The sequence below is a fragment of the Actibacterium atlanticum genome (genome assembly GCF_000671395.1).
GTDB classification, from domain to species: Bacteria; Pseudomonadota; Alphaproteobacteria; order Rhodobacterales; family Rhodobacteraceae; genus Actibacterium_D; species Actibacterium_D atlanticum.
This window is the reverse complement of record NZ_AQQY01000011.1, coordinates 1-21,470: the sequence shown is the minus strand read 5'-3', so window position 1 is coordinate 21,470 and position 21,470 is coordinate 1. Positions and strand designations below refer to the sequence as shown.

Genomic DNA, 21,470 nt, shown 5'->3' with positions numbered 1-21,470 from the left:
GGCTTGATGTTTATCAGGTCGCTTGGCCTCAGTTCTGATAGGGTAATGACCAAGCTCAAATCGAATAACCCGTACCGGGAAGGAAATGAAATGACGACTGTCTCCGTCGATCGCCGTGCGCTCTTGTGCGGTCTTGGTGTTGCTGGATTTAGCGCGGCCTTGCCCGCTTTCGCCAGCTCGCAGCCATTGGTTCAAGTGGTCAAGGATCCTGACTGTGGATGCTGCGGTGCCTGGATCAACATCATGTCAGCAGACGGTTTTCAGATGGAAGTTCATGAAGCCCCCTATGAAGCACTGGTGCGCCTAAAAGAACAGCGTGGAATCAGCGAGGACATGGCGTCGTGTCACACGGCACAGGTGGGCGGATACGTGATTGAAGGCCATGTGCCGCCGCATGACGTTCGACGTTTGTTGAGTGAGCAACCGGAAGCGATCGGCCTTTCGGTTCCGGGCATGCCTTGGGGTTCACCGGGTATGGGACCGGACAGCGAAAGGGATACCTATTCCGTTTTTCTAATCTTGAAGGACGGAACGACCGAAGTGTTCACTCACTACGAGGCACACTAACCGGTTCACTCATTTCGTAGATACCGCGGGCGGGCCGCACGATCCGCCCGTCACGCACCAGTTTCGAAAGAGCTCGGTATACCGCCTCGTGGCTCAGCCCCAGGTCGGCTGCGAAATTCATGACCGATCCTGTCAGCCTTCCATCCGCCAAACCTGCTATGACACGATCCTCAGCGGAACGGATGGCCAATAGCTCCAACCGGCGACGATAGGTCTGGACTTGCATGGCGAGACGTTGAACCAACGAGGTCGCAAAGCTTGGGTCTTGCGCCATGACATCAAGCACCAAACCCTTGTCCAGACACAGCACAGAACTGCTGTCTTCGGCAACCGCGTCGCAATGATAGGTTTCCGAGAAGAGTGCCGGCTCAGCCATCGTGTCGCCCGAGACAGCTCGAAACATTGAGACTTTTTGCCCGGCGTCCGTATGCCGGATCAGATTGACCGCACCGTATTCCAGGAAAAACATTGCTCGAACCGGATCACCTTGACGAAATAGGGTGTCCCCAGAACAGAGGTATCGCGGCATCAAATCCCGCTTTGGGAGGCGATCAAACGGCGTGGGAAGAGGAGCTGGGGCTTGCATATGATTGAAATCATATGCCTGTAGGGATGGAAAGACCAGACTGGGGGAAATAACGAAAGACAGGAACCCGACATGATCCGCTTGGCCATTTTAGCTTTTCTCGTTGCTTCTACCGCATCAGCTCAGCACAGCCACACCCATACCGCAGAAGAGAAGACCCTGATTGCTCCGCTCGAGCCGGGGCAGGGGGCATTTGCCGCTATCGCCGAAATCGTGACCATTTTGCGAGCCGACCCCGATACTGATTGGAACCAAGTGGATATCGGCGCGTTGCACCAGCATCTGCTCGATATGGACGATCTGGTCAAACTCGCCGAAGTGACGTCTTGGGACATTCCGAATGGCGCAAGGTTCAAGATCAAGACAACCGGACCAGGTGGTGGCGCTGTTCAGCGGATGGTACCCGCCCATGCACCTGTCCTGGCAGGTGAAACAGGATGGTTCAGTCAGGTCGATATTGGAGGAGATGAGGTCACTTGGACCGTGACCTCACCCGAAAATCCAAGGGCCATTCGTGCCTTGGGCTTTATTGGTTTGATGGCCGTAGGGGGACATCACCAGAAGCACCATCTTGGCATGGCTAGCGGCCAAATGGTGCATTGAGTCAGCCAGCAAGCGTATTGGGATAGCCCTCCTTGTCCAGAAGTTCGGCCAGTTCAGGTTCGCTCAAACGGCTGGACACATCGACTGTCCGCGCCTCGAGATCAAAGGAAAGAACTGCATCTGCATCCACAGTAGCCACTGCCTTTTCGATGGCGGCCACGCAATGACCGCAGCTCATGTCCGGTACGTTAAACTTGCTCATATTACACTCCGCTTGTTGCTTCACTGTGCTACGTGGGGGTTCCCATGGGGTAAGGTCAAGCATCATAAAAACGTGATATTCGACGCTTGACCTTACCCACACTGGAACCCCCAACTCAAAGCGGGAACACCCGAATCGTGGAGAATGTCATGTCGGAAGAAAACTCGGTTGTCCTGTCAGTTGAGGGCATGACCTGCGCGTCCTGCGTTGGACGTGTCGAAAAGACCTTGGTCGCAGTTCCCGGTGTGTCGGAGGTTGCCGTCAATCTGGCCAATGAAACCGCCCGGGTCAGTTTTACGGCACCTGCGGATTTAGCCAGCTTGATTGATACGTTGCGCAAGGCGGGTTATCCGGCGGCCACAGGAGAGGTCACACTGGACGTCGAAAGCATGACCTGTGCCAGCTGTGTTGGCCGGGTCGAGCGCAAACTGAAGGCCAGTCACGGTGTGATCGACGCGCAAGTGAATCTCGCAACCGAAACGGCGATTGTGCACTATGCGATCGGAGCGGTCAGTCCGACGGACTTGGCGCGAATTTCCACGGATCTTGGATATCCTGCAAAAGTGAAGGCGGATGCAGACCCTGACAAGCAGGACCGCAAAGCAGCCGAAATCACGCGTTTGGCTCGGCTTACACTGGTTGCTGCACTTCTGGCTTTTCCGGTTTTTATCATTGAAATGGGAAGCCATGTGTTTCCCTCCATGCACATGTGGATCGAAGACACAATCGGCCTGCAAAACAGCCGACTCGTCCAATTCGTGCTGACAACGGTTGTCTTGTTCGGCCCCGGCTTGCGCTTTTACACCAAGGGGTTCCCATTGCTCTTCAAAGGGGCCCCGGACATGAATTCCTTGGTCGCGCTTGGCACTTCGGCAGCCTACGGATTTTCATTGGTATCAACGTTCACTCCGGGCGTGCTACCCGAGGGGACGGCCAATGTATATTACGAAGCAGCGGCGGTGATCGTAGTTCTTATCTTGCTCGGCCGCTTTCTTGAAGCACGTGCAAAGGGCCGCACGGGCGAGGCGATCCGCAAACTTGTCGGGCTTCAGGCCAAGACAGCACGGGTCGAGAGAAACGGTGAGATTGTCGAACTTGCGGTCGAAGAGATCGCGGTCGGCGACCTTATCCACGTCCGCCCCGGGGAAAAGATTGCTGTAGACGGTGACGTCACAAGTGGGAGCTCTTTTGTCGACGAAAGCATGATCACCGGCGAACCTGTCCCGGTCGAAAAATCCGCTGGGGCAGCCGTGGTTGGAGCAACGGTGAACGGCACTGGCGCACTGGTTTTCCAAGCGACCAAGATTGGTTCTGATACGATGTTGGCGCAAATCATCCAGATGGTGGAACAAGCCCAGGGGGCAAAGCTGCCAATTCAGGGGCTTGTCGACCGGATCACCAGCTGGTTTGTACCCGCCGTCATGGCCATTGCCACACTGACAGTGCTGAGCTGGTTGGTGTTCGGCCCCGATCCGGCCCTGAGCTTCGCGCTCATTGCGGGCGTCGCCGTGCTGATCATCGCTTGCCCCTGTGCGATGGGTTTGGCGACCCCGACATCCATCATGGTCGGCACCGGGCGCGCGGCCGAAATGGGAGTTCTGTTCCGCAAAGGGGACGCGCTTCAGATGTTGCAAGAAGCGCGTGTGGTTGCCCTGGACAAGACCGGCACCCTGACGGAAGGACGCCCCGAGTTGACAGACCTGATCGTCGCCGACGGGTTTGATGAAGATGAGGTGCTGGGTCTTGTTGCGGCCGTCGAGGCGCAATCCGAGCACCCGATCGCCGAAGCCATTACTCGTGCAGCGGCGAGCAAAGGGCTGACAGGCGCTGCGGTCGAGGCGTTCACCTCGGTCACCGGATACGGTGTCGAAGCCAAGGTCGAAGGCAGGCACATCCTAGTTGGTGCTGACCGATTCATGACCCGCGAAGGGATTGATCTTGGTGCGCTTGAAGGAAGCGGCGACAGCCTGGGTCTCAAGGGACGCACCCCCCTGTACGCCGCCATCGACGGTAAGGTAGCCGCCGTCATCGGGGTGTCTGATCCTGTCAAGCCCACAACACCGGCCGCCATTGCAGCCCTGCACGACCTTGGGCTGCGTGTCGCCATGATTACGGGGGACAATCAGGGCACCGCCGACGCAATCGCACAGGACCTTGGCATCGACATTGTCGTGGCCGAAGTCCTGCCCGAGGGGAAGGTCACGGCGCTGGAAGACTTGCGAACCCACGGGAAGCTGGCCTTTGTTGGTGATGGCATCAATGACGCTCCTGCCTTGGCAACAGCGGATGTGGGCATCGCAATCGGCACCGGGACGGATGTTGCGATTGAAGCCGCAGACGTGGTGTTGATGTCAGGCGATCTGACCGGTGTGGTCAACGCCTTCGACATCTCAAGCCGCACAATGCGCAACATTCGTCAGAACCTGTTTTGGGCATTCGGGTATAATACGATGCTGATTCCAGTCGCTGCAGGCGTCCTATACCCGTCTTTCGGCTTGCTGCTTTCGCCTGTTCTGGCAGCCGGTGCGATGGCGCTTTCCAGTGTTTTTGTCCTGACAAACGCATTGCGTCTTCGTTGGGTGAAACCGGTAATCAAGCCGACATCCAAGGGGCTGGCGCAGGACCTTAGCGGATTGAAACCAGCATTGGCTGAATACGCAGGAGAGTGACATGAATCTGAATATCGGAGAAGTCTCCAAACGTACTGGTCTACGTGCTAAGACCATTCGCTACTATGAAGACATCGGCCTGGTTACGCCTCTGCGTGACACTAACGACTACCGCGTTTTTCGGGAATCTGACTTTCACAAGCTGACGTTCCTCGGCCGAGCGCGTGCTCTTGGATTCACGATCGGAGACTGTCGCGCGCTTCTCGCCTTGTACGAAGACGACTCGCGTGCAAGCGCCGAGGTGAAGGAGATCACGAACAAGCACTTGGAAGAAATCGAGGCCAAGATCGTCGACCTCCAGGCCATGCATGAGACACTGACACACCTAGCCGAAGAATGTGCCGGAGATCATCGCCCGGATTGCCCAATCCTGAGAGGGTTGAGTGCCGAGCGCGACACCTAACAGATAAGGATGGGAGTATGATCGGTCAGTTCGCCTTGGACACTTAGAGAAGTTGCCCTAAAATTAACATAACATAGATTATGCGAATTTATACTTAGTGTTGCGATAGTATATTATCGTATATATGCTGTACTCTGTTACAGAGGGTCCTCAGCATGCGTCATCTACTCAAGAAGCTCCTCCCTTCGGTCTTAGTCACTTTGACTGTGACAAGTTCTTCGCTGCCGATGCCCGCCCGCGCGCAGACATACCCGATCGATTGCGCGATCCTCTTGTGTCTTTCTGGCGGTTGGCCCGCTTCCGTCCCTTGCGCCCGCGCCCGCGCTGAATTCATCCGGCGAATTACACCTTGGCCGGTAGAACCGCCGCTACAGATCTGGCGCTGCCCCATGGGCGCTTCCTATGAGACCTCTCCGGCATCAAACAGAGCAGACCGCATCTTCGAAGCGTTCTTCCAAGGCAATAGCGCTGGACCGCGACAGACTTTTCCAGCGCGCGATGACGCTGGACCGATTGAGGTTGCTTGGCGTGTTCCAGAAGCCTCTGATTACCTTTTTCCCGCCGACCCGGCCCTCCGGCTCATTCAAGACCGCGCAGACATCGATATCAGCGGACCTGAGTTCAATTTCGTCCGGTCCATCCGAGTCTATGATGTCCGGTATGCGCGGCAGCACGAATCCGGGCGCGATGGAGACTGCAACCGCAGCGCCGCCGTGGTCCTCGGCACCTACGGGACCCAAGGCGACTTCACCTGGCAGAGGTCTTCTATCACTGCCCTTCCCGCTGCTCATGTGGGCCTTGAACGATGGGGCCAGAATTGCCCCGGTATCTATCATCGATCCGTCTTCGTCGACTGGCGTGACTATGAGGGCAACTACGGCTTTGAGCAGGTGAACTACTGACCAATGGCGATGCTGCGCCAGGGAACTGAGGTATTTGCGGAAAGATGTTTCGAACAGCCATTCGCCTGCCAAGCACCTCGGTCAGCGGTGCACCAACTCTACCAATTAGCATAGAAGGATAATTGTCAGCTTTCTTACATCAGTGCTCGCGCTCGCAAAGGTCGTGGTCGGCCAAAGAAGCGAGCACATAGCAGTTTTCGGTCACTCCTTCGCCATCACAGCCCTTGGAAATTCGCTCCAGCTCTTTCTCAAGAGCATAGAGACGTTTGATCTTCGCTCGGACATCCGCAAGCTGTGCAGAGGCGATATCGGTAGCCTCTGCACATGACCGATCCGGGTGTCCCTGTAATTCGGTCAGGGCAGCAATCGCCTCAATCGAGAATCCGAGGTCACGTGCGTGCTTGATAAAGCTCAAACGCTCCAGTCCCGCCGCATCATACCGGCGTTGATTTCCCTCCGTCCGTTCTGGGGCGTCCAAAAGCCCGGACTCTTCGTAGTAACGGATCGTTGGAACCTTGACGTTGGTGCGTCGAGAAAGCTCGCCAATCGAAAACATGAAAATACCTCTTGAACCTCTAGTCACTAGAGATCGTATATGAATTGGGACGCTAAAACTAGAGTGAACCATGTTCCAGAGATACCTCGCCGAAACCCCAATCCTCGATTTTCGATCCGATACTATTCAGGCCTTGATCGCCGAACGCGGATGGGCCTCTTCTGACTCCGTCGCACGCATCGGTGCCGCCTATGAATTCGTCCGAAACGATATCCTGTTCGGATACAACCGTGATGATGCGCTGCCTGCCTCCCGCGTGCTAGCGGACGGATACGGGCAGTGTAACACCAAGGGGACGCTCCTGATGGCACTGCTCCGTGCCTTGGACATCCCTTGCCGGTTCCATGGTTTCACAATCGACAAGAGTTTGCAGCGCGGCGTTGTACCCGAGCTGATCTACCCGATCGCTCCGAGAAACATCATCCATTCCTGGGTTGAAGTCCTGATCGACGGCAAGTGGATCAATCTTGAAGGTTTTATCCTTGACCAAAGCGTTCTCGGGGCGCTTCAGAAGAGCTTCCCGGATCGCACATCGCTTTGTGCCTATGGCGCGGGGACGGACTGTCTTCAGGCCCCACGCATCGAGTGGTCTGGTCAGAGCACCTACATCCAGAAAACCGGGATCAACCACGACTTCGGTGTCTTCGATAGCCCGGATGCTTTTTACAAAGAGCATCGGCAGCTTACCGGTTTGCGCGGGCTACTCTATCGCCATGTTATTCGGCACTGGATGAACCGGCGCGTGGCGCGGATCCGGCAAGGTCTTGTGCCAACCATCCCCGGCGGCGGGGAAAACCTTCTTCCAAAACACGCACCGATCAATCTGAAAGAGGCCATGTGATGTCAGGATGTTGTGGACACGACGCGAAGTTTGACGGGTTGTCAGACGACTACAAGCGGCGGCTTTGGATTGTCATTGCATTGAACGCGACGATGTTCGCAGTTGAGATGACCGCGGGTCACTATGCGAAGTCACAGGCGCTTCAAGCCGATGCTCTCGACTTTCTGGGGGACGCACTAACCTACGGCATCTCGCTTGCGGTGATCGGCGCTTCGGTCCGGGCGCGCACCAATGCCGCTTTGGCAAAAGGAGTAAGCCTGCTGCTGATGGGCCTCTGGGTTTTCGGATCGACAGTCTACCGTGTTTTCTATGTCGGCGTGCCTGAAGCGGAAATCATGGGGATCGTCGGCTTCTTCGCGCTGCTTACGAATCTTGCGAGTGTGCTTTTGCTGGTGCGTTACAAGGACGGTGATGCCAATGTCCGCTCGGTCTGGCTCTGTTCACGCAACGACGCTATCGGAAATGTGGCTGTGATGTTTGCGGCATTGGGTGTTTGGGGCACGGCAACCGGCTGGCCAGACCTTATCGTCGCGTCCATCATAGCCGGCCTGTTCCTGTCGTCTTCCTTCCAGATCGTTCGCCAAGCCCTGGCGGAACGCCGCGAAGTCGCGATGCATAAACACGCAGCATCATGATGGAAATCTTGCTCACTGTTCTTGGCCTAGGGATCGCCGCTGCGACATTTGCGGCGATCATTTGGTCTATCGCTCGGCCCACGAAACGATTGTGGCCACCCATTCGATATACAGTTCTGACGCCTATTTTTGTTTGGGTACCGACTTTCACGCTCTTTGGTGTTTTGATCGCGCTTGGCGTTCTGGGATGGGGCGACTTGAATATCCCGCTGTTACTGCGGTTCGGGCTTGGGGTGCCGTTGATCCTACTCGGTAATGTCGTGGTTTGGGGCGCCGTGGCAGGCTTTGGAGTCCGTAAGACCGGGGGGGCCGCAGATGGCTTGCAGACAGACGGGCTCTATCGCCATTCGCGCAACCCACAATACATGGCGGACGTAGCTATGATCCTTGGATGGGTTGTGCTTACGGCCGCGCCGTTGGTAGCAGTAGTGGGATTTGCGGCAATTATCGTTCTTCTAGCTGCCCCCTTTTCCGAGGAGCCTTGGCTTCGTTCCCAGTATGGAAGGAAGTACGATGAATACACCGCCCAAGTCCGACGCTTTTTCTGAAGCCGCCGTTTTACTTCACACGACAATGTGGGAGGCGTGGACGCTTCGCAGTCATTGGCTGCCAGTTGGCCAGTACCCGGTATGCTGGAGACACATCTACTACTGAAAACGAGATGGGCACTTCCTGACGGAACCAATCAGCGGCTGTTTCCTCCGATCCGCGTCAGCGCACCGAAACCAATTTCTTGCTTCTGTTCCGCACTCAGATCTGGCCGGGTTTCAGACACCGGCTTGGGTCCGTAGACGTCCCACATTACCGCATGTTCGCCTGTACTCCAGCGATATACCCAGCCGACAACGCTGTACCCATCGGCCCCGATCAGATTTGCGATCGCGACGCCCTCACCTTTACCATCATTCACTGTTTACGGACTTCCTGCACTTTAGCGCTGATTTTGCTGCGTGACGAACTACGGTGCTCGCATGCATCGCATGCCGCGCTTGGGGGATGTTGGATAACTGCTCTTTCTGGAGGAGCTCACTTCACTTGAGGACGCACGAAGCGATGCGTCCCAAAACTTCTTTGCTTTCAAATCTTGTGGTCGGGCTCCGTGGCGGCTTCGACAATCGCCAATATCTCAAAGGGGTCAAATCCGACGGCACGCGACAATTGGATGAGCTCAACGACGTCAATTCGGCGCTCTCCGCTTTCGACACGGGCCACAAACGATTGGTGATGCCTGAGTTTGACTGCCAATTCTTTCTGGCTGAGTCCTGCCTTTTTCCGGGCGTCGACCAACGCCTGGCACAGGGCCTCCTGACCTTTGCTTCTGATTGTTTTCGCCACGCGTCACATACCTTTTGTGACGTCGCTAGCGGATGAAATCTGTTATCTAAAAAGTAGATACTTGAGGGTGTTATCGGCGTCTGGTCTCCGTCGGGTGCAATCCTGATGCACACCCAATCGCCCATCAATCCCCCACCAGTTCGAGAAACCGACCGTAGTCCTGACTGACTTCGCGGGCTTCCTCAAAAGCACGCGCACGCTCCTGCTCGAGGCAGCGAAAGTAGTCCTGAATGTCGGCGATGTAGACCTCAAAGTCGCGTCGGATGATATCGGCATAGTCCCGGGCGGCCTGCGAATCACTTGGAACGAACGGCCGGACCGGGGCGAGACAGGATCCGGCCTGGCTTGCGACCGGAACGAGCATCAGCAAGGCCACAGCCTGCATCGCCACCCATCGGCTCAACCGCAGGTTTCTGAAACCCCTATTTTCCTTGATAGACGCCAATGGCCGTGCCTAGAGTTTGAGTAACCGAGATACAGCCGTATCTTCCGCATTATATCTTGCGGTTAATAATATACTATCGTAACTCTGGGCTTCAAGTGGGAATGCCCGGTTGTTGCGTGTTTGAAGAAAGCGTGAGCCGGGCCATGAACTGGGACATCGAAGCACCAAATGTGGTTACGGAAGCACGTTTCCGCGAACTCGTGGAAAGCGGCTATAACGCTGAAATCCTGTGCCAGGAGTCGGCACACAAGAAGGGCCCCAGCTATTACGGGGTCTGGATCATGCGCGTCGTCTCTGACGAGGGCGTGGAAAAGCTGCTGGTCACGGCCCGTACCCGGACGACTTATAACGACATCAAGATCCGCGAGTTCAAAACCATCACCGGCGTGGTGTCCTTCCTCATCGGCATCGGTTTCTCTCATGCCGATGTGCCGCTCGAGGAAGGCCAGCGGACGACGCACAAGCTGGCTGCGACCGACAAGGGCGGTAGCAAGTAGCCTTCTCCTTGTCTGGTATCTCGCGGGTCCCACCACTGCGCAGATGGTACTGGTCATGGAGAGCGATGGCTCTCTGACACCGTCGCGTTCTCAGGACAGCTTTGCCCGCAATTACAATGACGGCATTGGACAGGGGTCCGCTGCTGATGATCTGGCGATCCTCGGTATGACTGACCTTGGGCCAGATGAAATCCAGATAGCAGCCCTCTCGCAGCCTGCTCCTCTGCCCCGCGCCGAAGTTCTCTCGGCCATCGAGGCCACCGCCCTTCGCTACGCCGGTCATCCCGGGCTGCGCCGCACGGATCTCTCTGTCCGAGACTGGCTGACCCTCTACCGTGCCAATATCGAAGTCGAGAGCGCCTATCGGCAGAATGCGGTCTCGAGCGCCGGTGCCATCGGTCTGGGGCAGTTGATGCCTGCGACGGCGCGCGATCTCGGCGTCGATCCGCGTGATCCGCTGCAGAACCTCGACGGGTCCGCCCGCTATCTTGCGATGATGCTGGAGACGTTCGGCGATCCGCATCTTGCCCTCGCAGCGTACAACGCCGGGCCAGACGCTGTGCGCCAGTACGGCGGCATTCCCCCTTACCGAGAAACCCAAAACCACGTGGCCCGTGTCATGGCCGTCGTGGCCCGATTGGAAGGATCAGATTCATGAAGCACATATCTAACCTGTTTATTGCGTCGCTCGCGCTCTTCCTGCTCGTTGCAGAGCCTGCGCTTGCGCAAAGCATCGATCTCTCGCCGATCCAGAGCCTGTTGCAGGGCATCGTTGATGCGCTGACCGGCCCGCTCGGTGTGGTGATCGCGACGCTTGCCGTGCTGGGCGTTTTCTTGAGCTGGTTCTTCAACATCATCGATCTGCGCCAGGCCCTCTGGGTCCTCGTCGGGATCGCCGGTGTTGCTGCCGCCCCCACCATTGTTGCCGCGGTCTTTGCCGGTGGCTGAGCGCTCGCCCCTCTTTCTGGGTCTCGTGCGCCCGCCCAAGCTTTTGGGCCTGCCCATCATGTATGCGATGGTCTGGCTCTTTGGCTCGGTGCTCTTGTTCGTCTGGATCCAGCACATCGCGGTGCTGGGCGTGGCCGCCCTGCTCTATCCCGTGCTTTGGAAGGCCGCGGACTGGGACCCGCGCTTCATCGACGTGATGATGACGGCACTGCAGGAAACCCCACCAACGCGGAACCGCTCCATCCATGGCGGGGACAGCTATGCTCCGTGATGAAGCCTGTGATGCTGCGCTCGATCCCCGCACGATGACGCCCGAATGGTATGCACGCGAGACCCGCCTTGCGCATATGCTGCCGTACGTCAGCCAGGTCGATGACCGGACCGTGCGGACGCGGGTCAACGAGCTTTTCCAGTGCATTCGGCTCGACGGGGTCAACAGCTACACCACGGATGATGCCTATCTCGACAAGGTGACCGCGCTTTTTGCCCGGATCATCGCGCAGCTGGGGCCGGAGTTCAGCTACTACGTCCACAAGGTCTCGAAGGCGATCACGCCGGACCTCGAGCCCGTGCGCGAGGACAGTTTTGCTGGAGAAGTTGACCGGCTCTGGCGCAAGAAACTCGAGACCAGCGGGCTGCGCGACAAGACGCTGACGCTCACGGTCATCCATCGCCCGCCCCCGAAAAGCGTCCTGCCGTTCCTGAACCGCAGCGCACCGGATCGGCTGAAGGAGGCAACTGAGAAACGCCTTCGCCGATTGGGCGAGGCCGTGAGCGTGTTCGTGTCAGGCCTGACGGAGCTGAATCCGCGTGTGCTTTCGGCCAAGTCCGGCGAGTTGATCGGCTTTCTGGGGGCCCTCAACACTGGCCAGGAACTGCCGCTTTATCCGGCCAATACCTATGGTTTCCTGTCCTTCAACGTCGCCAACACGCGAGTGACGTTTCAAGGCGATCACTTCGAACTCTCCGAAGGCGTCGTGGGACACCGCTTTGGGAAGAGTTTCACCATCGGGGAATATTCCGAGGCAACCTCCTGCACCATGTTCGACATGCTGAACCTGCCTGTCGACATGATCGTCACGCATTCCTTCACGCCGATCAATTCGAACCTCATGGCGGGTCGGATCAAGCGGCAAAAGCGCCAGATGCAGGCGAGCCAGGACGCGGCGCTCTCGCTGATGGAAGCCCTCGACATCGCCGCCGATGATCTTGAGGCCAAGCGACAAAGCTTCGGTGAACACCACATGATCGCAACGATCTTCTGCGACACGCTCGACGAGCTACAGACACTCAGCGCCGAAATCGTGAACGCCGCCGCCGCCGAGGGCGTGAAGATGATCGGCGAGCGGGTTGCGGCCAAGGCCCACTACCTCAGCCAGCATCCTGGCAACCAGCCTAAGCGCGTGCGCGCCAGCGCGATCACCAATCGCAACTTTGCGGATTTCGCGGCGTTTCATCGGACGCAGCTTGGCAAGCCTGCTCAGAAAACCCCTTGGGGCAAGATCATCACCTATCTGCCCACACCCGAGCAGAGCGCCTATCGGTTTTCATATCACGAGCAAGGCAGCCCCGACAAAGAACCCACCAGCGGGCATACGCTGATCATGGGACGGCCTGGGTCTGGCAAGTCGGTCCTCTCGGCATTCCTCATGACCCAGGCCCGTCGAGCAGGGGCGCGGATCTTCGTCTTCGATTACCGTCTCGGTATGGAGATGGCGGTCCGCGCCAATGGCGGACGCTATGCGTCCCTGAAAGCGGGGCAACCCACAGGCCTCAACCCGCTCTGGACCGAGACCGATGCGCGCGGCACGGCATGGCTCTCGGACTGGCTCGCCACCCTGCTCTATCGCGCAGACAAGCCGCTCACGCCTGCCCAGACCAACCGCATCCAAGAGGTCGTGCGCCAGAACGCGCAGGCGACGAATCCCGGCTTGCGGAACTGGCGGGATTTCGCATCGCTATTCGTCTCCACCGATGATGGTGGCGATCTGCATCAGCGCCTGCTCGAATGGACCGAAGAGGGCCGTTACGGCTGGATATTCGGACAGACTCTGGAAGACACCTTCTCGCTCAAAGGCGATGTGGTGGGCTTCGATCTCACCGGCATACTCGACAGCGAGGCCGAGAAGGAACGCATGGCCGTTCTCTCTTATCTCTTCCGCCGGGTCGAGCGTGAGATCGAAGATCGCCGCCCAACGATCATCGTGATCGACGAGGCCTGGAAGGCGCTGGACAACGCCTATTTCGCGGAGCGGCTCTCGAACTGGCTGGTGACCGCGCGGAAGCAAAACACCGTCGCGGTGATGATGACGCAATACGCCAGTCAGCTCGAGCGCACCCGGACCGGCAAGACGATTGTCGAGGCCGTACCGACGCAGATTCTGCTTCCTAACATCCGCGCCCATGCGGCCGATTACGCGATGCTGAACCTCTATGAGAAGGAACTCGACGTGCTTCTCAACACCGGCAGCGACAGCCGCCTTGCGCTCATCCGAGACGACCAGGGCTCCATCGTGGTCGATGCCGATCTGAGCGCCCTCGGGCCCAATCTCACCATCCTCGGCGGCATGGAGAAAGGTGAGGCGCTGGTCGGCGCCGATTACCGCGACCGCCCCGACTTCTGGAGGCTTTCATGATCCGTGTTCTTTTCGCCTTGGCCGCGCTCGGCGCTTTGGCCTCCTGCGCCCAGTACCAGGAACCGCAGGCCAATTGCTTCACTTTCATGGCCTCGACGGCCCCCGTCGCGCCAGATTGCACCTTCACGCCCCTCGGCGCATCGGATGGTGACGTTGAGGTCTAAGCTGCCCCATATCCTCGCGCTTTGCTTGCTGCCCGGTCTCGCCTTGTCCCAAGGTGTGCCGACCAATGACAGCGGGCTGACCGCGCGCGATATCGTCGAAACAGGCGATCGCGAGGCCGACCTCGCCATTCAAGCGGACAAGCTTGCTGTACGCGAACTCATTGCCGAGATCGAACGGGAGCAGCTGGAAACCCTGCAACGCATCCTCGATGCCCAGACAAGTTTTGGCGGTCAAGGCCTGCCGGCCATGGTCTCCGGGCTGGAAAGTGGCAGCGGCGATCCGGCGCGGTCCGTCGAGGCGGTCTATGGCACGGGTGAGATCGATCCCAATCCCGGCGGCGCGCAGATGTTCGGGGATGCCTCGGAAAACATCGAGCAGCTCATCATTCGCGTCGCCCAGGAGACCAGCGGCTTTGCGGGAGTTGGCCGCGCGGGCCTCTCGCCGGTTCAATGGCGGGCACTGTTGCAAGCGCTTATATGGCAGGAAAGCCGGTTCACCATCGGCGCGCGGTCGCCGGTCGGCGCCTTTGGCCTTACCCAGATCATGCCAGGCACCGCCAGTGACCTCGGCATCAACCCGGAATACTATGACAGCCCCTACCTGCAGGTGCATGGCGGCGCGCGCTATCTCGCGGCCCAGCTCAACACCTTCGACGGCAATATCATCAACGCGCTCGCGGCCTACAACGCCGGACCCGGCCGCGTGTTTGAATATGGGGGCGTGCCGCCCTTTGCCGAGACCCAGCACTATGTCCAGGTCATCCCCGAACGCTACAATCTCTACCTAAGCCGCATCGGCGGGATCGAAGCGCTCGGCACGATTGATCCCGCGTTACTGGCCAATGCCAACCTCTCGATCACCGGGCATGGCGCGGCCTATTATGGCAACAACGCGCCAGCCGCGATCCGGCAGGCCACGCTGCGTATTACGGACATCGTCGAGCAGATCTCTGAAACCGAAGACGTGCAGGAAAGCATCGCGCTCAACACCTATGCCCGCGCCGAACTCGTGCGTCTCGTCGCGGCCCGCATCCGGCTACAGGCCGCGCGCACCCGCGTGCTTTCTGCCGAAGAGCTGGCCCAGGCCAGCGCCCGCTTGGCCGAGGGCGCGTTCATGGAATTCACGATCAGGGAGATAGACCGATGAGAGATTTACTCGTGAGGACGGCCTTGGCCACGACGCTTGGAATTGGCCTGCATCTCGGCACCCTGTCCCCTGCCCTGGCGCAAGGCGTGCCCGTCGTCGATACCCAGAACATCGCACAAAACATCCAGCAGCTGCGGCAGATGATCGAAGACGAGATCCTGCAAAACGAGCAGCTGACGCAGCTCCGCGAACAGCTTGCGACACTCACGGAACAACTTGGCGAATTGCAACGCACCTACGAAGCCCTAACGCGCCTTGCCGAGCTGCCGGAAATCATCCGCACCGAAATGGAAGACGAGCTGAACGGCCTGCTCGACCAGGAGTTCGGGGACATCCTCGCCACCATCGAAGCCATCAAGACGGGTGACTTCTCCGGCCTGTCCGGCTCCGGCGCGGGCGAGATCGAAACCCAGATGGACCGGGTCCTGGCCGATCTCGGCTTTGACGACGATACGCTTTCGGAAATGGCCACAAGCGGCAATCCCGGGGCCAATCGCGTGGCGACGCAAGCCACGACCGGCGCGCTCGTCTCGGCGGCGGCCCAGAACAGCTATGAAGACGCAGGGCAAGCGCTGGAGCGTGTCGACCGGCTCGTCGGGCTGATCGATGACATGGATGAACTCAAGGAAAGCATCGATCTCAACACGCGAGTGACCGCGGAACTGGCGATCGCGCTCGTCGCCATGTGGCAGCTTGAAGCGGTGCAAACCGTGGGTGACGGCACCGGCGGCGTGATCGATGCCGCCACCATCGCAGAGGAGCAGCGCTTCATGGACTTTACGCTGCCAGACCTGCGCGCAGACTGATTCAGGGGTTTGACGCGTGGCGAGTGAACAGGAAATCATCGAAGAGGAGCTGGTCTATGGTGCGCTGCGCCGCGAACGGCTCTGGCAGCGCCTTGGGCTCATCGGGCTCATCTTCGGCATCCTCGGATGCCTGAGCGCGGCGGCTGTCGCAATCCTCGATGTCGATCCGCCGCCCGTGGTTGTTCCTTACGATCCCGAGACAGGCTTTGCCCTGCCCGAAGCCTCTGTAGGTGCAACTTCGGTCACAGCCAACCAGGCCATCATCGAGGCGGAAGTCTTCCGCTACGTAACTGACCGCGAGGTCTACAACCAACTCGACAATGATCTGCGCATCCGCAGTGTGCTGCGTCGCTCGGACGGTGCGGCCGAAAGTGGGTTGCGCCAGATCTGGAACAGCGCCAACGAGAGTTACCCGCCGACGGTCTATGGCCCGAATGCCCGGCTCGACGTCGAGATCCTCAGCATCAACCGGATCGGCACCAATCGCGCCACGGTCCGCCTGCGCAAGCGCCTGACATCCATCAACGGCGTCCAGACCGGCCTCTTCACCGCCACGCTGCTCTTCGAGTTCCGCCCCGAGACCAGCCGCTCCATCGATGAGGTCTGGACCAACCCCTTCGGCTTCACCGTGCTCGAATATTCCATCCGCTCCGACAGATTGGAGAACTAGTTTGATCAGTAAGTTCTTAGTTGCTGGCCTATTTTCCCTGCTGCCAGTCCTTGCCTTCGCGGAAGCCATCCCGCGCGGTGGCCCCAATGACAGCCGCGTGCGCTTGGCTACCTATCAGGAAGGTCAGGTCTATCGCCTCAACGTCTCGCTCACCCATGTGACCACGATCGAGTTTGGCGAGGGAGAAAGCATCCGCTCAATCATCGCAGGGGACACGGAGGGCTTCGAGATCGACGGCGTTCCGGGCGGGCAAGCCTTCGCGATCAAGCCCGTCGCGCGCGGTGTCCATACCAACGTGACCGTCTATACCAACCGCCGCAGCTACTACTTCAACGTCCAGGAGACCCGCAGCCCGACCTTCTACGTGGTCCAGTTCCGCTACCCCGAAGACAATGCACGGCCCACACGTGCCATCGCGGCCCAAGCCCCTAACCACAATTACGGTGCCAGTGCGCGCACCGAGTTCACCCCGACGCGCGTCTGGGATGATGGGACCTTCACGTATTTCGAGTTCCCGCGGAACGCGCCGGTGCCCGCAATCTTTCGCTACGCCAATGGCCGAGAACGGACGGCCAACACGCAAGCGACCGAGGACGGCGTGATCCGGGTCTCCGGGGTGAACAGGCAATGGGTGCTGCGGATTGGGGAGGAGGTGGTCTGTATCGAGGCCACACCAACGGCGGGGGTCGGATCATGAGCGACACCGGAAACGCGGACCTCGAGAAACGCCTCGCTGCTCTCGAGCAAGGCAAAGGCGCAGGTTCGCCCCCTGCCCCACGGCGCCCACCGCTGCTCGCACTGGTCGTCGTCCTCGTGATCGGTGCCGGCGGTGCATTGCTCTATCTCCTGTCCCAACCCGAGGAAGAAGAAGCTCTGCCTACGGCCACGCCAGACGTGTTCCAGAACGAAGGCGACGGGTTCGGTGCCATCGAAACCCTCCCTCCACCGGAGCCCGAAGTCGTTCTGGTCGCACCTGAACCGGTGGAACCGAACGCCGAGCTTTTAGCGCAACTCGCCGCCCTTCAGGCCCAGATCGAAGAATTGCGCAGCGCGCCCGAACCGGTAGTAGAGGAAGATACCGCAGCCGCTGAAGCCATTGATGCGCTGACAGCGCAGATAGCCGCCCTGCAAGCTGCGTCGGAAGCCGCGCAACAGCAGTTTCGCGATGAGCTTACGGCGCGCGACCGCGAACTGGAGCAACTCCGGATGGATCTCGAACTCGCGCAGCTTGAGGCCAACCGCCCCCTGCCCGCACCCATCGGCCCAACCGAAGACGAACTGCGCGCGCGGGAAGAAGAACGGCTCCGCCGCGAGGAGGAAGCACGGCGGCTGGCGGAACTCGAACGCCGCGCGGCTGAGGAACGCGCATTCCAGGAGCGCCGCATCACCTCGCCGACGATCGCTTTTGGAGGTGCATCCGGTGCGAATGAGACGGCACTGACCAAACGCACCTTCGGGGACGTGACGGATTTCGTGCTGAACGGCGCACTGCCCACGTCCGTGACGCAGGCAGAAGTCATCGCCAACCCGTCCAACACCATCATCCAGGGCACAATGATTCAGGCCGTCATGGAAACTGCCCTTGACAGCTCCCTGCCCGGCCAGACCCGTGCCGTGGTGTCCGAGGATGTCTACAGCGTCGATGGCGCGCGCCTCCTTATCCCGCGCGGGGCCCGTCTCATCGGGCGCTATCGTTCGGGGGTCGATATCGCGCAGCGCCGGGTCACCATCGCCTGGGACCGGATCATGCTACCCGACAACCAGACGATCCAGATCAGCTCTTTCGGGGGTGACGAATTGGGCCGCTCCGGCGTGACCGGCTTTGTCGACACGCGCTTCGATGAGCGTTTCGGCTCAGCGGCGTTGATATCGCTGATCTCCGCCGCGCCAAGCGCTGCTGCTGCAAACGTCCAGGATGAGACCGCCGCGGACGTGCTCGAAGACGTGGGCGATGATCTGGCCGATGCCACGGACAGCGTCATAGGCGACTACCTCTCCATCGGCCCCGTCATCTATGTCGACCAAGGGGCCCGCGTCACGGTGATGGTCGACCGCGATCTGGAGATATTCTGAGTCCATGTCGCTGAGCTATCTCGAAACCTCCCTCGACAGGATCGACGCCGCCGCTCGCGACGATGTCATCGAGATCTGCATCAACCCCGATGGCAGCTGCTGGGGCGAGTTCCAGGGCGATCACTCCATGCGAGAACTGGAACGGCAGCTAACCGCAACGGAAGTGAAGGACCTCGGCAACCAGATCGCCTCCTCCGCCAACACCACAATGAGCAAAGACCGCCCGATCGTCTCGGTCTCGATCACCTACAAGGGCCGCCCGATCCGGGCACAGGTCATCACCCCGCCTGCCGTGCTCTCGGCGATGTCGATCAGCCTTCGGTTTTTTTCAAGCCTGCCGCTCGATGGCATCGCGCTCGACTTTCTGTATGGCAAAGAACGCAAGCTCGAAGAACTGCGTCTCGAGAAGACGCGGGAACTGCGCGACGTTGTGGCCGCGGGCGTGATCGACGATGCGCTGGCCTTTTGCGTCGACAACAAGCTTAACATGATCGTCTCTGGCGGCACCTCCACCGGCAAGACCGTGGCTGCGCGCAAGATCCTCTCGCACGTGCCATCCGAGGAACGCATCGTCACCATCGAGGAAGCCGCCGAGCTTCTGCCGACCCAGCCCAATGCCGTGACCCTCATCGCCAATCGCGATGCGGAGTTCCAGACCGCCGATGTGCTGCTCACCGCAACGTTGCGCATGCGCCCCGACCGGATCATCCTGGGCGAGGTGCGCGGCAAGGAGGCCATGACCTTCCTCGAGGCGATCAACACTGGCCATGGCGGCTCAATGACCACGCTGCACGCAGAAACCCCGCAACTTGCCGTGCAGCGTCTGGCCATCGCCGCGCTCAAGACCGAGATCCCCATGACCTATGCCGACATGATCCAGTACATCGAGAACTCCATCGACGTAATCATCCAGGCCGGTCGCCACGACGGCAAACGCGGCATCACTGAATTCTACCTCCCCGGCGCAACCGAGATCGGAGCTTCCCAATGAAGACCTTTGAATATGACATCCTGACCTTCCCGATGAGCCGCAAGACAGGTGAATTTGAGATGAAAAACGTTCTGAATGCCCGAGGCGCAGAGGGATGGGAAGTCGTGTCGTTCACTTCATCGGAATACGCTAACGTTGGCTACACGGTATTTTTGAAGCGGGAAACGACTGCGGCCGAGGCAAAGGCATGAATTCGGCGCGGCTAACTCTTGCGCTAATCGCGCTGGCCGTGAGCCTACTGGCTGTCCCCGCCTTGGCAGAGCGCAATATGGTGCCGACCCTCGATCGCAGCTTCGACGTCTGTGCAGACCGGCCCACCGAGCCTGCCTGGATGCATGAGATCCCCCTGCGCCAAGCCTATCAGCGGGTTCTGGTTCAGGACATCTATCGCGCCCAGAATCTCGAGCGGGTCGTTGAGATCGGCAACTGCGACTGCGCGACCCGGTTCCCGTCCTGGGACGCTGCAGAAGCGGTATTTCGGGAGAGATACGCCAGCGACGAACGATGGGAAATGCTGGAAGCCTCGGACGCCTACAACAGTCGTGCCAACGACGTTCGCCTCGCGGCCAAAGCGATCTGCGAAGCCGCAGGTAACTGGTGAGGCTGATCCCAGATGAGCGTCGTCACCTACTTCGTTGAAACCTCCCAGGGCTACCTCGACACCGCGGCGGAAACCCAGTTCGGGTCGGTCGCGGCGACAGTCGGCACGCTTCTGGTGCTGGGAACAACTCTGGTGGTGATCCTCGTCTTCCTGAACATGATCTACCAGTATAAGGCGATGGACGGGCGCACGGCCTTTTGGCTCGCAGTCAAGATCGGGTTGATCGGAATATTTGCGACCAATTGGGTGCAGTTCAACGCGCTTTCCGCCGCTATCCTTGCAGGGATCGACAGCATTGCGGGGGCGCTCGTGGCTTCGGTCGGTGGTGGAACTCCCGGTCCTTCTGGAACTTTCGCCGAAGAATTCGACCGGTTGATCGCCGAGTTGGGGGACTATCTGAACGCTGCCGGGTCCGAGCTGAACTGGATGGCCGGCGCCATGCTCGACATCGTCGGTGTCCTGCTGCTTTCCATCCTCGGCGGGCTCGCCGCCTTCATCCTCGTGGCCTCCCGACTGATGATCGCGCTTCTGATCGGGATCGCGCCGGTCATGATATTCCTGACACTCTTCGAGGTGACCAAAGACTACTTCGCGCGCTGGCTGTCGGCGCTGGTTTCCTTTGCGCTCTACCCCATCGTCGTCGCCGGCGTGTTCGCGACGATCACAGGCGTCTCCTCCGCACTCATCGGCGAGCTTGGCGACCCGGAGGGAGCCTCAAACATCGGCGCGCTCATTCCCTTCTTCATGATGGTGCTCATGGCCAAGGGCTTCATCATCGCAACGCCCTTCATCGTTCGCGCGATCTCCGGCAACATCATGATGCCCGCCCTCTCCGGTGGTCTCGGCGGCGGCTACAGCTTTGCCCGCGCCGCAATGGGCAGCAAGCAGGCCTACAATCGCTACCTGATCGGTGGGGCAAGTGGCGCAGAATACGCAGCCCTCAGGGCGCGGCAGTTCTTCGGCGTGCAGCAGATGCCCGTGAGGCAAGGCATGGGGCAGACGGGTTCCGCAGGAGGCACAGGATCCGCAGACTCGGGGTCAAAAATGCTGGCGCAGCTGGCGAGACTGGGTCGACTTGGCCGACGGTGACGGCCCTTAGCCGACCTTCAGGCATCCCGTAGCGAACGTCGGGTGGGAGCCTATTCTGTTGAAAAACTCACCCTTGATCGAGGCCGAAGTCACTGATTCAATTT

29 protein-coding genes are annotated in these 21,470 nt (G+C 59.4%); 23 read left to right on the top strand and 6 right to left on the bottom strand.

Annotated features, from left to right (window positions below; translation table 11 throughout):
* Nucleotides 1-45: 45 nt before the first annotated feature.
* Nucleotides 46-567 carry a DUF411 domain-containing protein gene (locus tag ATO10_RS13920; RefSeq protein ID WP_238323506.1) on the top strand — a complete coding sequence of 174 codons (522 nt, stop codon included), beginning with the start codon at nucleotides 46-48 and terminating at the stop codon, nucleotides 565-567.
* On the opposite strand, the gene ATO10_RS13915 is transcribed toward ATO10_RS13920, so the two are convergent.
* Entirely contained in the window at nucleotides 545-1,096 is a 552-nt protein-coding gene (locus ATO10_RS13915; protein WP_051598157.1) for a Crp/Fnr family transcriptional regulator, read from the bottom strand. The genes ATO10_RS13920 and ATO10_RS13915 overlap by 23 nt on opposite strands.
* 129 nt (nucleotides 1,097-1,225) lie before the next feature.
* On the opposite strand from ATO10_RS13915, the gene ATO10_RS13910 reads away from it, so the two are divergent.
* Nucleotides 1,226-1,756 (top strand): hypothetical protein, encoded by a 531-nt coding sequence (locus tag ATO10_RS13910; protein WP_051598156.1) that lies wholly within the window; start codon nucleotides 1,226-1,228, stop codon nucleotides 1,754-1,756.
* Nucleotide 1,757: 1 nt separating this feature from the next.
* Here ATO10_RS13910 and ATO10_RS13905 read toward each other — a convergent pair whose 3' ends face one another.
* Nucleotides 1,758-1,958 (bottom strand): heavy-metal-associated domain-containing protein, encoded by a 201-nt coding sequence (locus ATO10_RS13905; RefSeq protein ID WP_035252626.1) that lies wholly within the window; start codon nucleotides 1,956-1,958, stop codon nucleotides 1,758-1,760.
* A gap of 149 nt (nucleotides 1,959-2,107) precedes the next feature.
* On the opposite strand from ATO10_RS13905, the gene ATO10_RS13900 reads away from it, so the two are divergent.
* From ATO10_RS13900 to ATO10_RS16730, 3 genes are all read left to right on the top strand, one after another.
* Nucleotides 2,108-4,627 (top strand): heavy metal translocating P-type ATPase, encoded by a 2,520-nt coding sequence (locus ATO10_RS13900; RefSeq protein ID WP_035252623.1) that lies wholly within the window; start codon nucleotides 2,108-2,110, stop codon nucleotides 4,625-4,627.
* 7 nt (nucleotides 4,628-4,634) lie between these two features.
* Nucleotides 4,635-5,030 (top strand): Cu(I)-responsive transcriptional regulator, encoded by a 396-nt coding sequence (gene cueR, locus ATO10_RS13895; protein WP_035252745.1) that lies wholly within the window; start codon nucleotides 4,635-4,637, stop codon nucleotides 5,028-5,030.
* Between the two features lie 155 nt (nucleotides 5,031-5,185).
* Nucleotides 5,186-5,932: a hypothetical protein gene (locus tag ATO10_RS16730; protein ID WP_155886775.1), complete on the top strand. Its 747-nt coding sequence runs from the start codon at nucleotides 5,186-5,188 to the stop codon at nucleotides 5,930-5,932.
* 139 nt (nucleotides 5,933-6,071) lie between these two features.
* Here the strand turns inward: ATO10_RS16730 and ATO10_RS13880 are convergent, their stop codons facing one another.
* On the bottom strand, nucleotides 6,072-6,488 hold the full coding sequence (locus tag ATO10_RS13880) for a MerR family transcriptional regulator (RefSeq protein WP_035252616.1): 417 nt from the start codon (nucleotides 6,486-6,488) through the stop codon (nucleotides 6,072-6,074).
* 70 nt (nucleotides 6,489-6,558) lie between these two features.
* Here ATO10_RS13880 and ATO10_RS13875 point away from each other — a divergent pair, with 70 nt between their 5' ends.
* The 3 genes from ATO10_RS13875 to ATO10_RS13865 are packed head-to-tail and all read left to right on the top strand — an operon-like array spanning nucleotide 6,559 to nucleotide 8,512.
* Nucleotides 6,559-7,329, top strand: a complete 771-nt coding sequence (locus tag ATO10_RS13875; RefSeq protein WP_051598155.1) for a transglutaminase-like domain-containing protein — start codon at nucleotides 6,559-6,561, stop codon at nucleotides 7,327-7,329.
* Nucleotides 7,329-7,964 carry a cation efflux transmembrane domain-containing protein gene (locus tag ATO10_RS13870; protein WP_035252613.1) on the top strand — a complete coding sequence of 212 codons (636 nt, stop codon included), beginning with the start codon at nucleotides 7,329-7,331 and terminating at the stop codon, nucleotides 7,962-7,964. The genes ATO10_RS13875 and ATO10_RS13870 overlap by 1 nt, the downstream gene beginning before the upstream one ends.
* Entirely contained in the window at nucleotides 7,961-8,512 is a 552-nt protein-coding gene (locus tag ATO10_RS13865; protein ID WP_035252612.1) for a methyltransferase family protein, read from the top strand. The genes ATO10_RS13870 and ATO10_RS13865 overlap by 4 nt, the downstream gene beginning before the upstream one ends.
* Before the next feature lie 137 nt (nucleotides 8,513-8,649).
* Here the strand turns inward: ATO10_RS13865 and ATO10_RS13860 are convergent, their stop codons facing one another.
* The 3 genes from ATO10_RS13860 to ATO10_RS13850 form a co-directional block, all read right to left on the bottom strand.
* Nucleotides 8,650-8,874 carry a hypothetical protein gene (locus ATO10_RS13860; RefSeq protein ID WP_035252610.1) on the bottom strand — a complete coding sequence of 75 codons (225 nt, stop codon included), beginning with the start codon at nucleotides 8,872-8,874 and terminating at the stop codon, nucleotides 8,650-8,652.
* Nucleotides 8,875-9,041: 167 nt separating this feature from the next.
* A complete protein-coding gene (locus ATO10_RS13855) occupies nucleotides 9,042-9,299 on the bottom strand; it encodes a helix-turn-helix domain-containing protein (protein WP_035252608.1) in 258 nt (85 codons plus the stop codon).
* A 124-nt stretch (nucleotides 9,300-9,423) separates the two neighbouring features.
* Complete coding sequence (locus ATO10_RS13850) at nucleotides 9,424-9,684, bottom strand: hypothetical protein (protein WP_035252604.1); 261 nt, start codon at nucleotides 9,682-9,684, stop codon at nucleotides 9,424-9,426.
* A 203-nt stretch (nucleotides 9,685-9,887) separates the two neighbouring features.
* Between ATO10_RS13850 and ATO10_RS13845 the strand changes: the two genes are divergently transcribed.
* From ATO10_RS13845 to ATO10_RS13780, 15 genes are all read left to right on the top strand, one after another.
* A complete protein-coding gene (locus ATO10_RS13845) occupies nucleotides 9,888-10,241 on the top strand; it encodes a hypothetical protein (protein WP_035252602.1) in 354 nt (117 codons plus the stop codon).
* Between the two features lie 43 nt (nucleotides 10,242-10,284).
* Entirely contained in the window at nucleotides 10,285-10,899 is a 615-nt protein-coding gene (locus tag ATO10_RS13840) for a lytic transglycosylase domain-containing protein (RefSeq protein ID WP_035252601.1), read from the top strand.
* Nucleotides 10,896-11,189 carry a TrbC/VirB2 family protein gene (locus ATO10_RS13835; RefSeq protein ID WP_035252599.1) on the top strand — a complete coding sequence of 98 codons (294 nt, stop codon included), beginning with the start codon at nucleotides 10,896-10,898 and terminating at the stop codon, nucleotides 11,187-11,189. Before ATO10_RS13840 ends, ATO10_RS13835 begins: the two co-directional genes overlap by 4 nt.
* Nucleotides 11,182-11,460: a VirB3 family type IV secretion system protein gene (locus ATO10_RS13830; protein ID WP_035252740.1), complete on the top strand. Its 279-nt coding sequence runs from the start codon at nucleotides 11,182-11,184 to the stop codon at nucleotides 11,458-11,460. Before ATO10_RS13835 ends, ATO10_RS13830 begins: the two co-directional genes overlap by 8 nt.
* Complete coding sequence (locus tag ATO10_RS13825) at nucleotides 11,450-13,825, top strand: VirB4 family type IV secretion/conjugal transfer ATPase (RefSeq protein ID WP_035252596.1); 2,376 nt, start codon at nucleotides 11,450-11,452, stop codon at nucleotides 13,823-13,825. The genes ATO10_RS13830 and ATO10_RS13825 overlap by 11 nt, the downstream gene beginning before the upstream one ends.
* Nucleotides 13,822-13,989 (top strand): hypothetical protein, encoded by a 168-nt coding sequence (locus ATO10_RS16545; protein ID WP_165589904.1) that lies wholly within the window; start codon nucleotides 13,822-13,824, stop codon nucleotides 13,987-13,989. Before ATO10_RS13825 ends, ATO10_RS16545 begins: the two co-directional genes overlap by 4 nt.
* A 55-nt stretch (nucleotides 13,990-14,044) precedes the next feature.
* Entirely contained in the window at nucleotides 14,045-15,136 is a 1,092-nt protein-coding gene (locus ATO10_RS13820) for a lytic transglycosylase domain-containing protein (RefSeq protein WP_035252737.1), read from the top strand.
* On the top strand, nucleotides 15,133-15,942 hold the full coding sequence (locus tag ATO10_RS13815) for a type IV secretion system protein (protein WP_035252593.1): 810 nt from the start codon (nucleotides 15,133-15,135) through the stop codon (nucleotides 15,940-15,942). Before ATO10_RS13820 ends, ATO10_RS13815 begins: the two co-directional genes overlap by 4 nt.
* Before the next feature lie 16 nt (nucleotides 15,943-15,958).
* Complete coding sequence (locus ATO10_RS13810) at nucleotides 15,959-16,612, top strand: VirB8 family type IV secretion system protein (RefSeq protein ID WP_035252590.1); 654 nt, start codon at nucleotides 15,959-15,961, stop codon at nucleotides 16,610-16,612.
* A gap of 1 nt (nucleotide 16,613) precedes the next feature.
* The gene (locus ATO10_RS13805; protein ID WP_035252587.1) at nucleotides 16,614-17,309 is read left to right on the top strand and encodes a TrbG/VirB9 family P-type conjugative transfer protein; all 696 of its coding nucleotides are present in this window, start codon (nucleotides 16,614-16,616) and stop codon (nucleotides 17,307-17,309) included.
* Nucleotides 17,306-18,685, top strand: a complete 1,380-nt coding sequence (locus tag ATO10_RS13800; protein WP_035252585.1) for a TraB/TrbI/VirB10 family type IV secretion system protein — start codon at nucleotides 17,306-17,308, stop codon at nucleotides 18,683-18,685. Before ATO10_RS13805 ends, ATO10_RS13800 begins: the two co-directional genes overlap by 4 nt.
* Before the next feature lie 4 nt (nucleotides 18,686-18,689).
* Entirely contained in the window at nucleotides 18,690-19,676 is a 987-nt protein-coding gene (locus ATO10_RS13795) for an ATPase, T2SS/T4P/T4SS family (RefSeq protein ID WP_035252582.1), read from the top strand.
* A complete protein-coding gene (locus ATO10_RS13790; RefSeq protein ID WP_035252579.1) occupies nucleotides 19,673-19,867 on the top strand; it encodes a DUF4177 domain-containing protein in 195 nt (64 codons plus the stop codon). The genes ATO10_RS13795 and ATO10_RS13790 overlap by 4 nt, the downstream gene beginning before the upstream one ends.
* 77 nt (nucleotides 19,868-19,944) lie before the next feature.
* On the top strand, nucleotides 19,945-20,277 hold the full coding sequence (locus ATO10_RS13785; RefSeq protein WP_223229249.1) for a hypothetical protein: 333 nt from the start codon (nucleotides 19,945-19,947) through the stop codon (nucleotides 20,275-20,277).
* Between the two features lie 12 nt (nucleotides 20,278-20,289).
* Nucleotides 20,290-21,366 (top strand): TrbL/VirB6 family protein, encoded by a 1,077-nt coding sequence (locus ATO10_RS13780; RefSeq protein WP_035252574.1) that lies wholly within the window; start codon nucleotides 20,290-20,292, stop codon nucleotides 21,364-21,366.
* Nucleotides 21,367-21,470 lie beyond the last annotated feature (104 nt).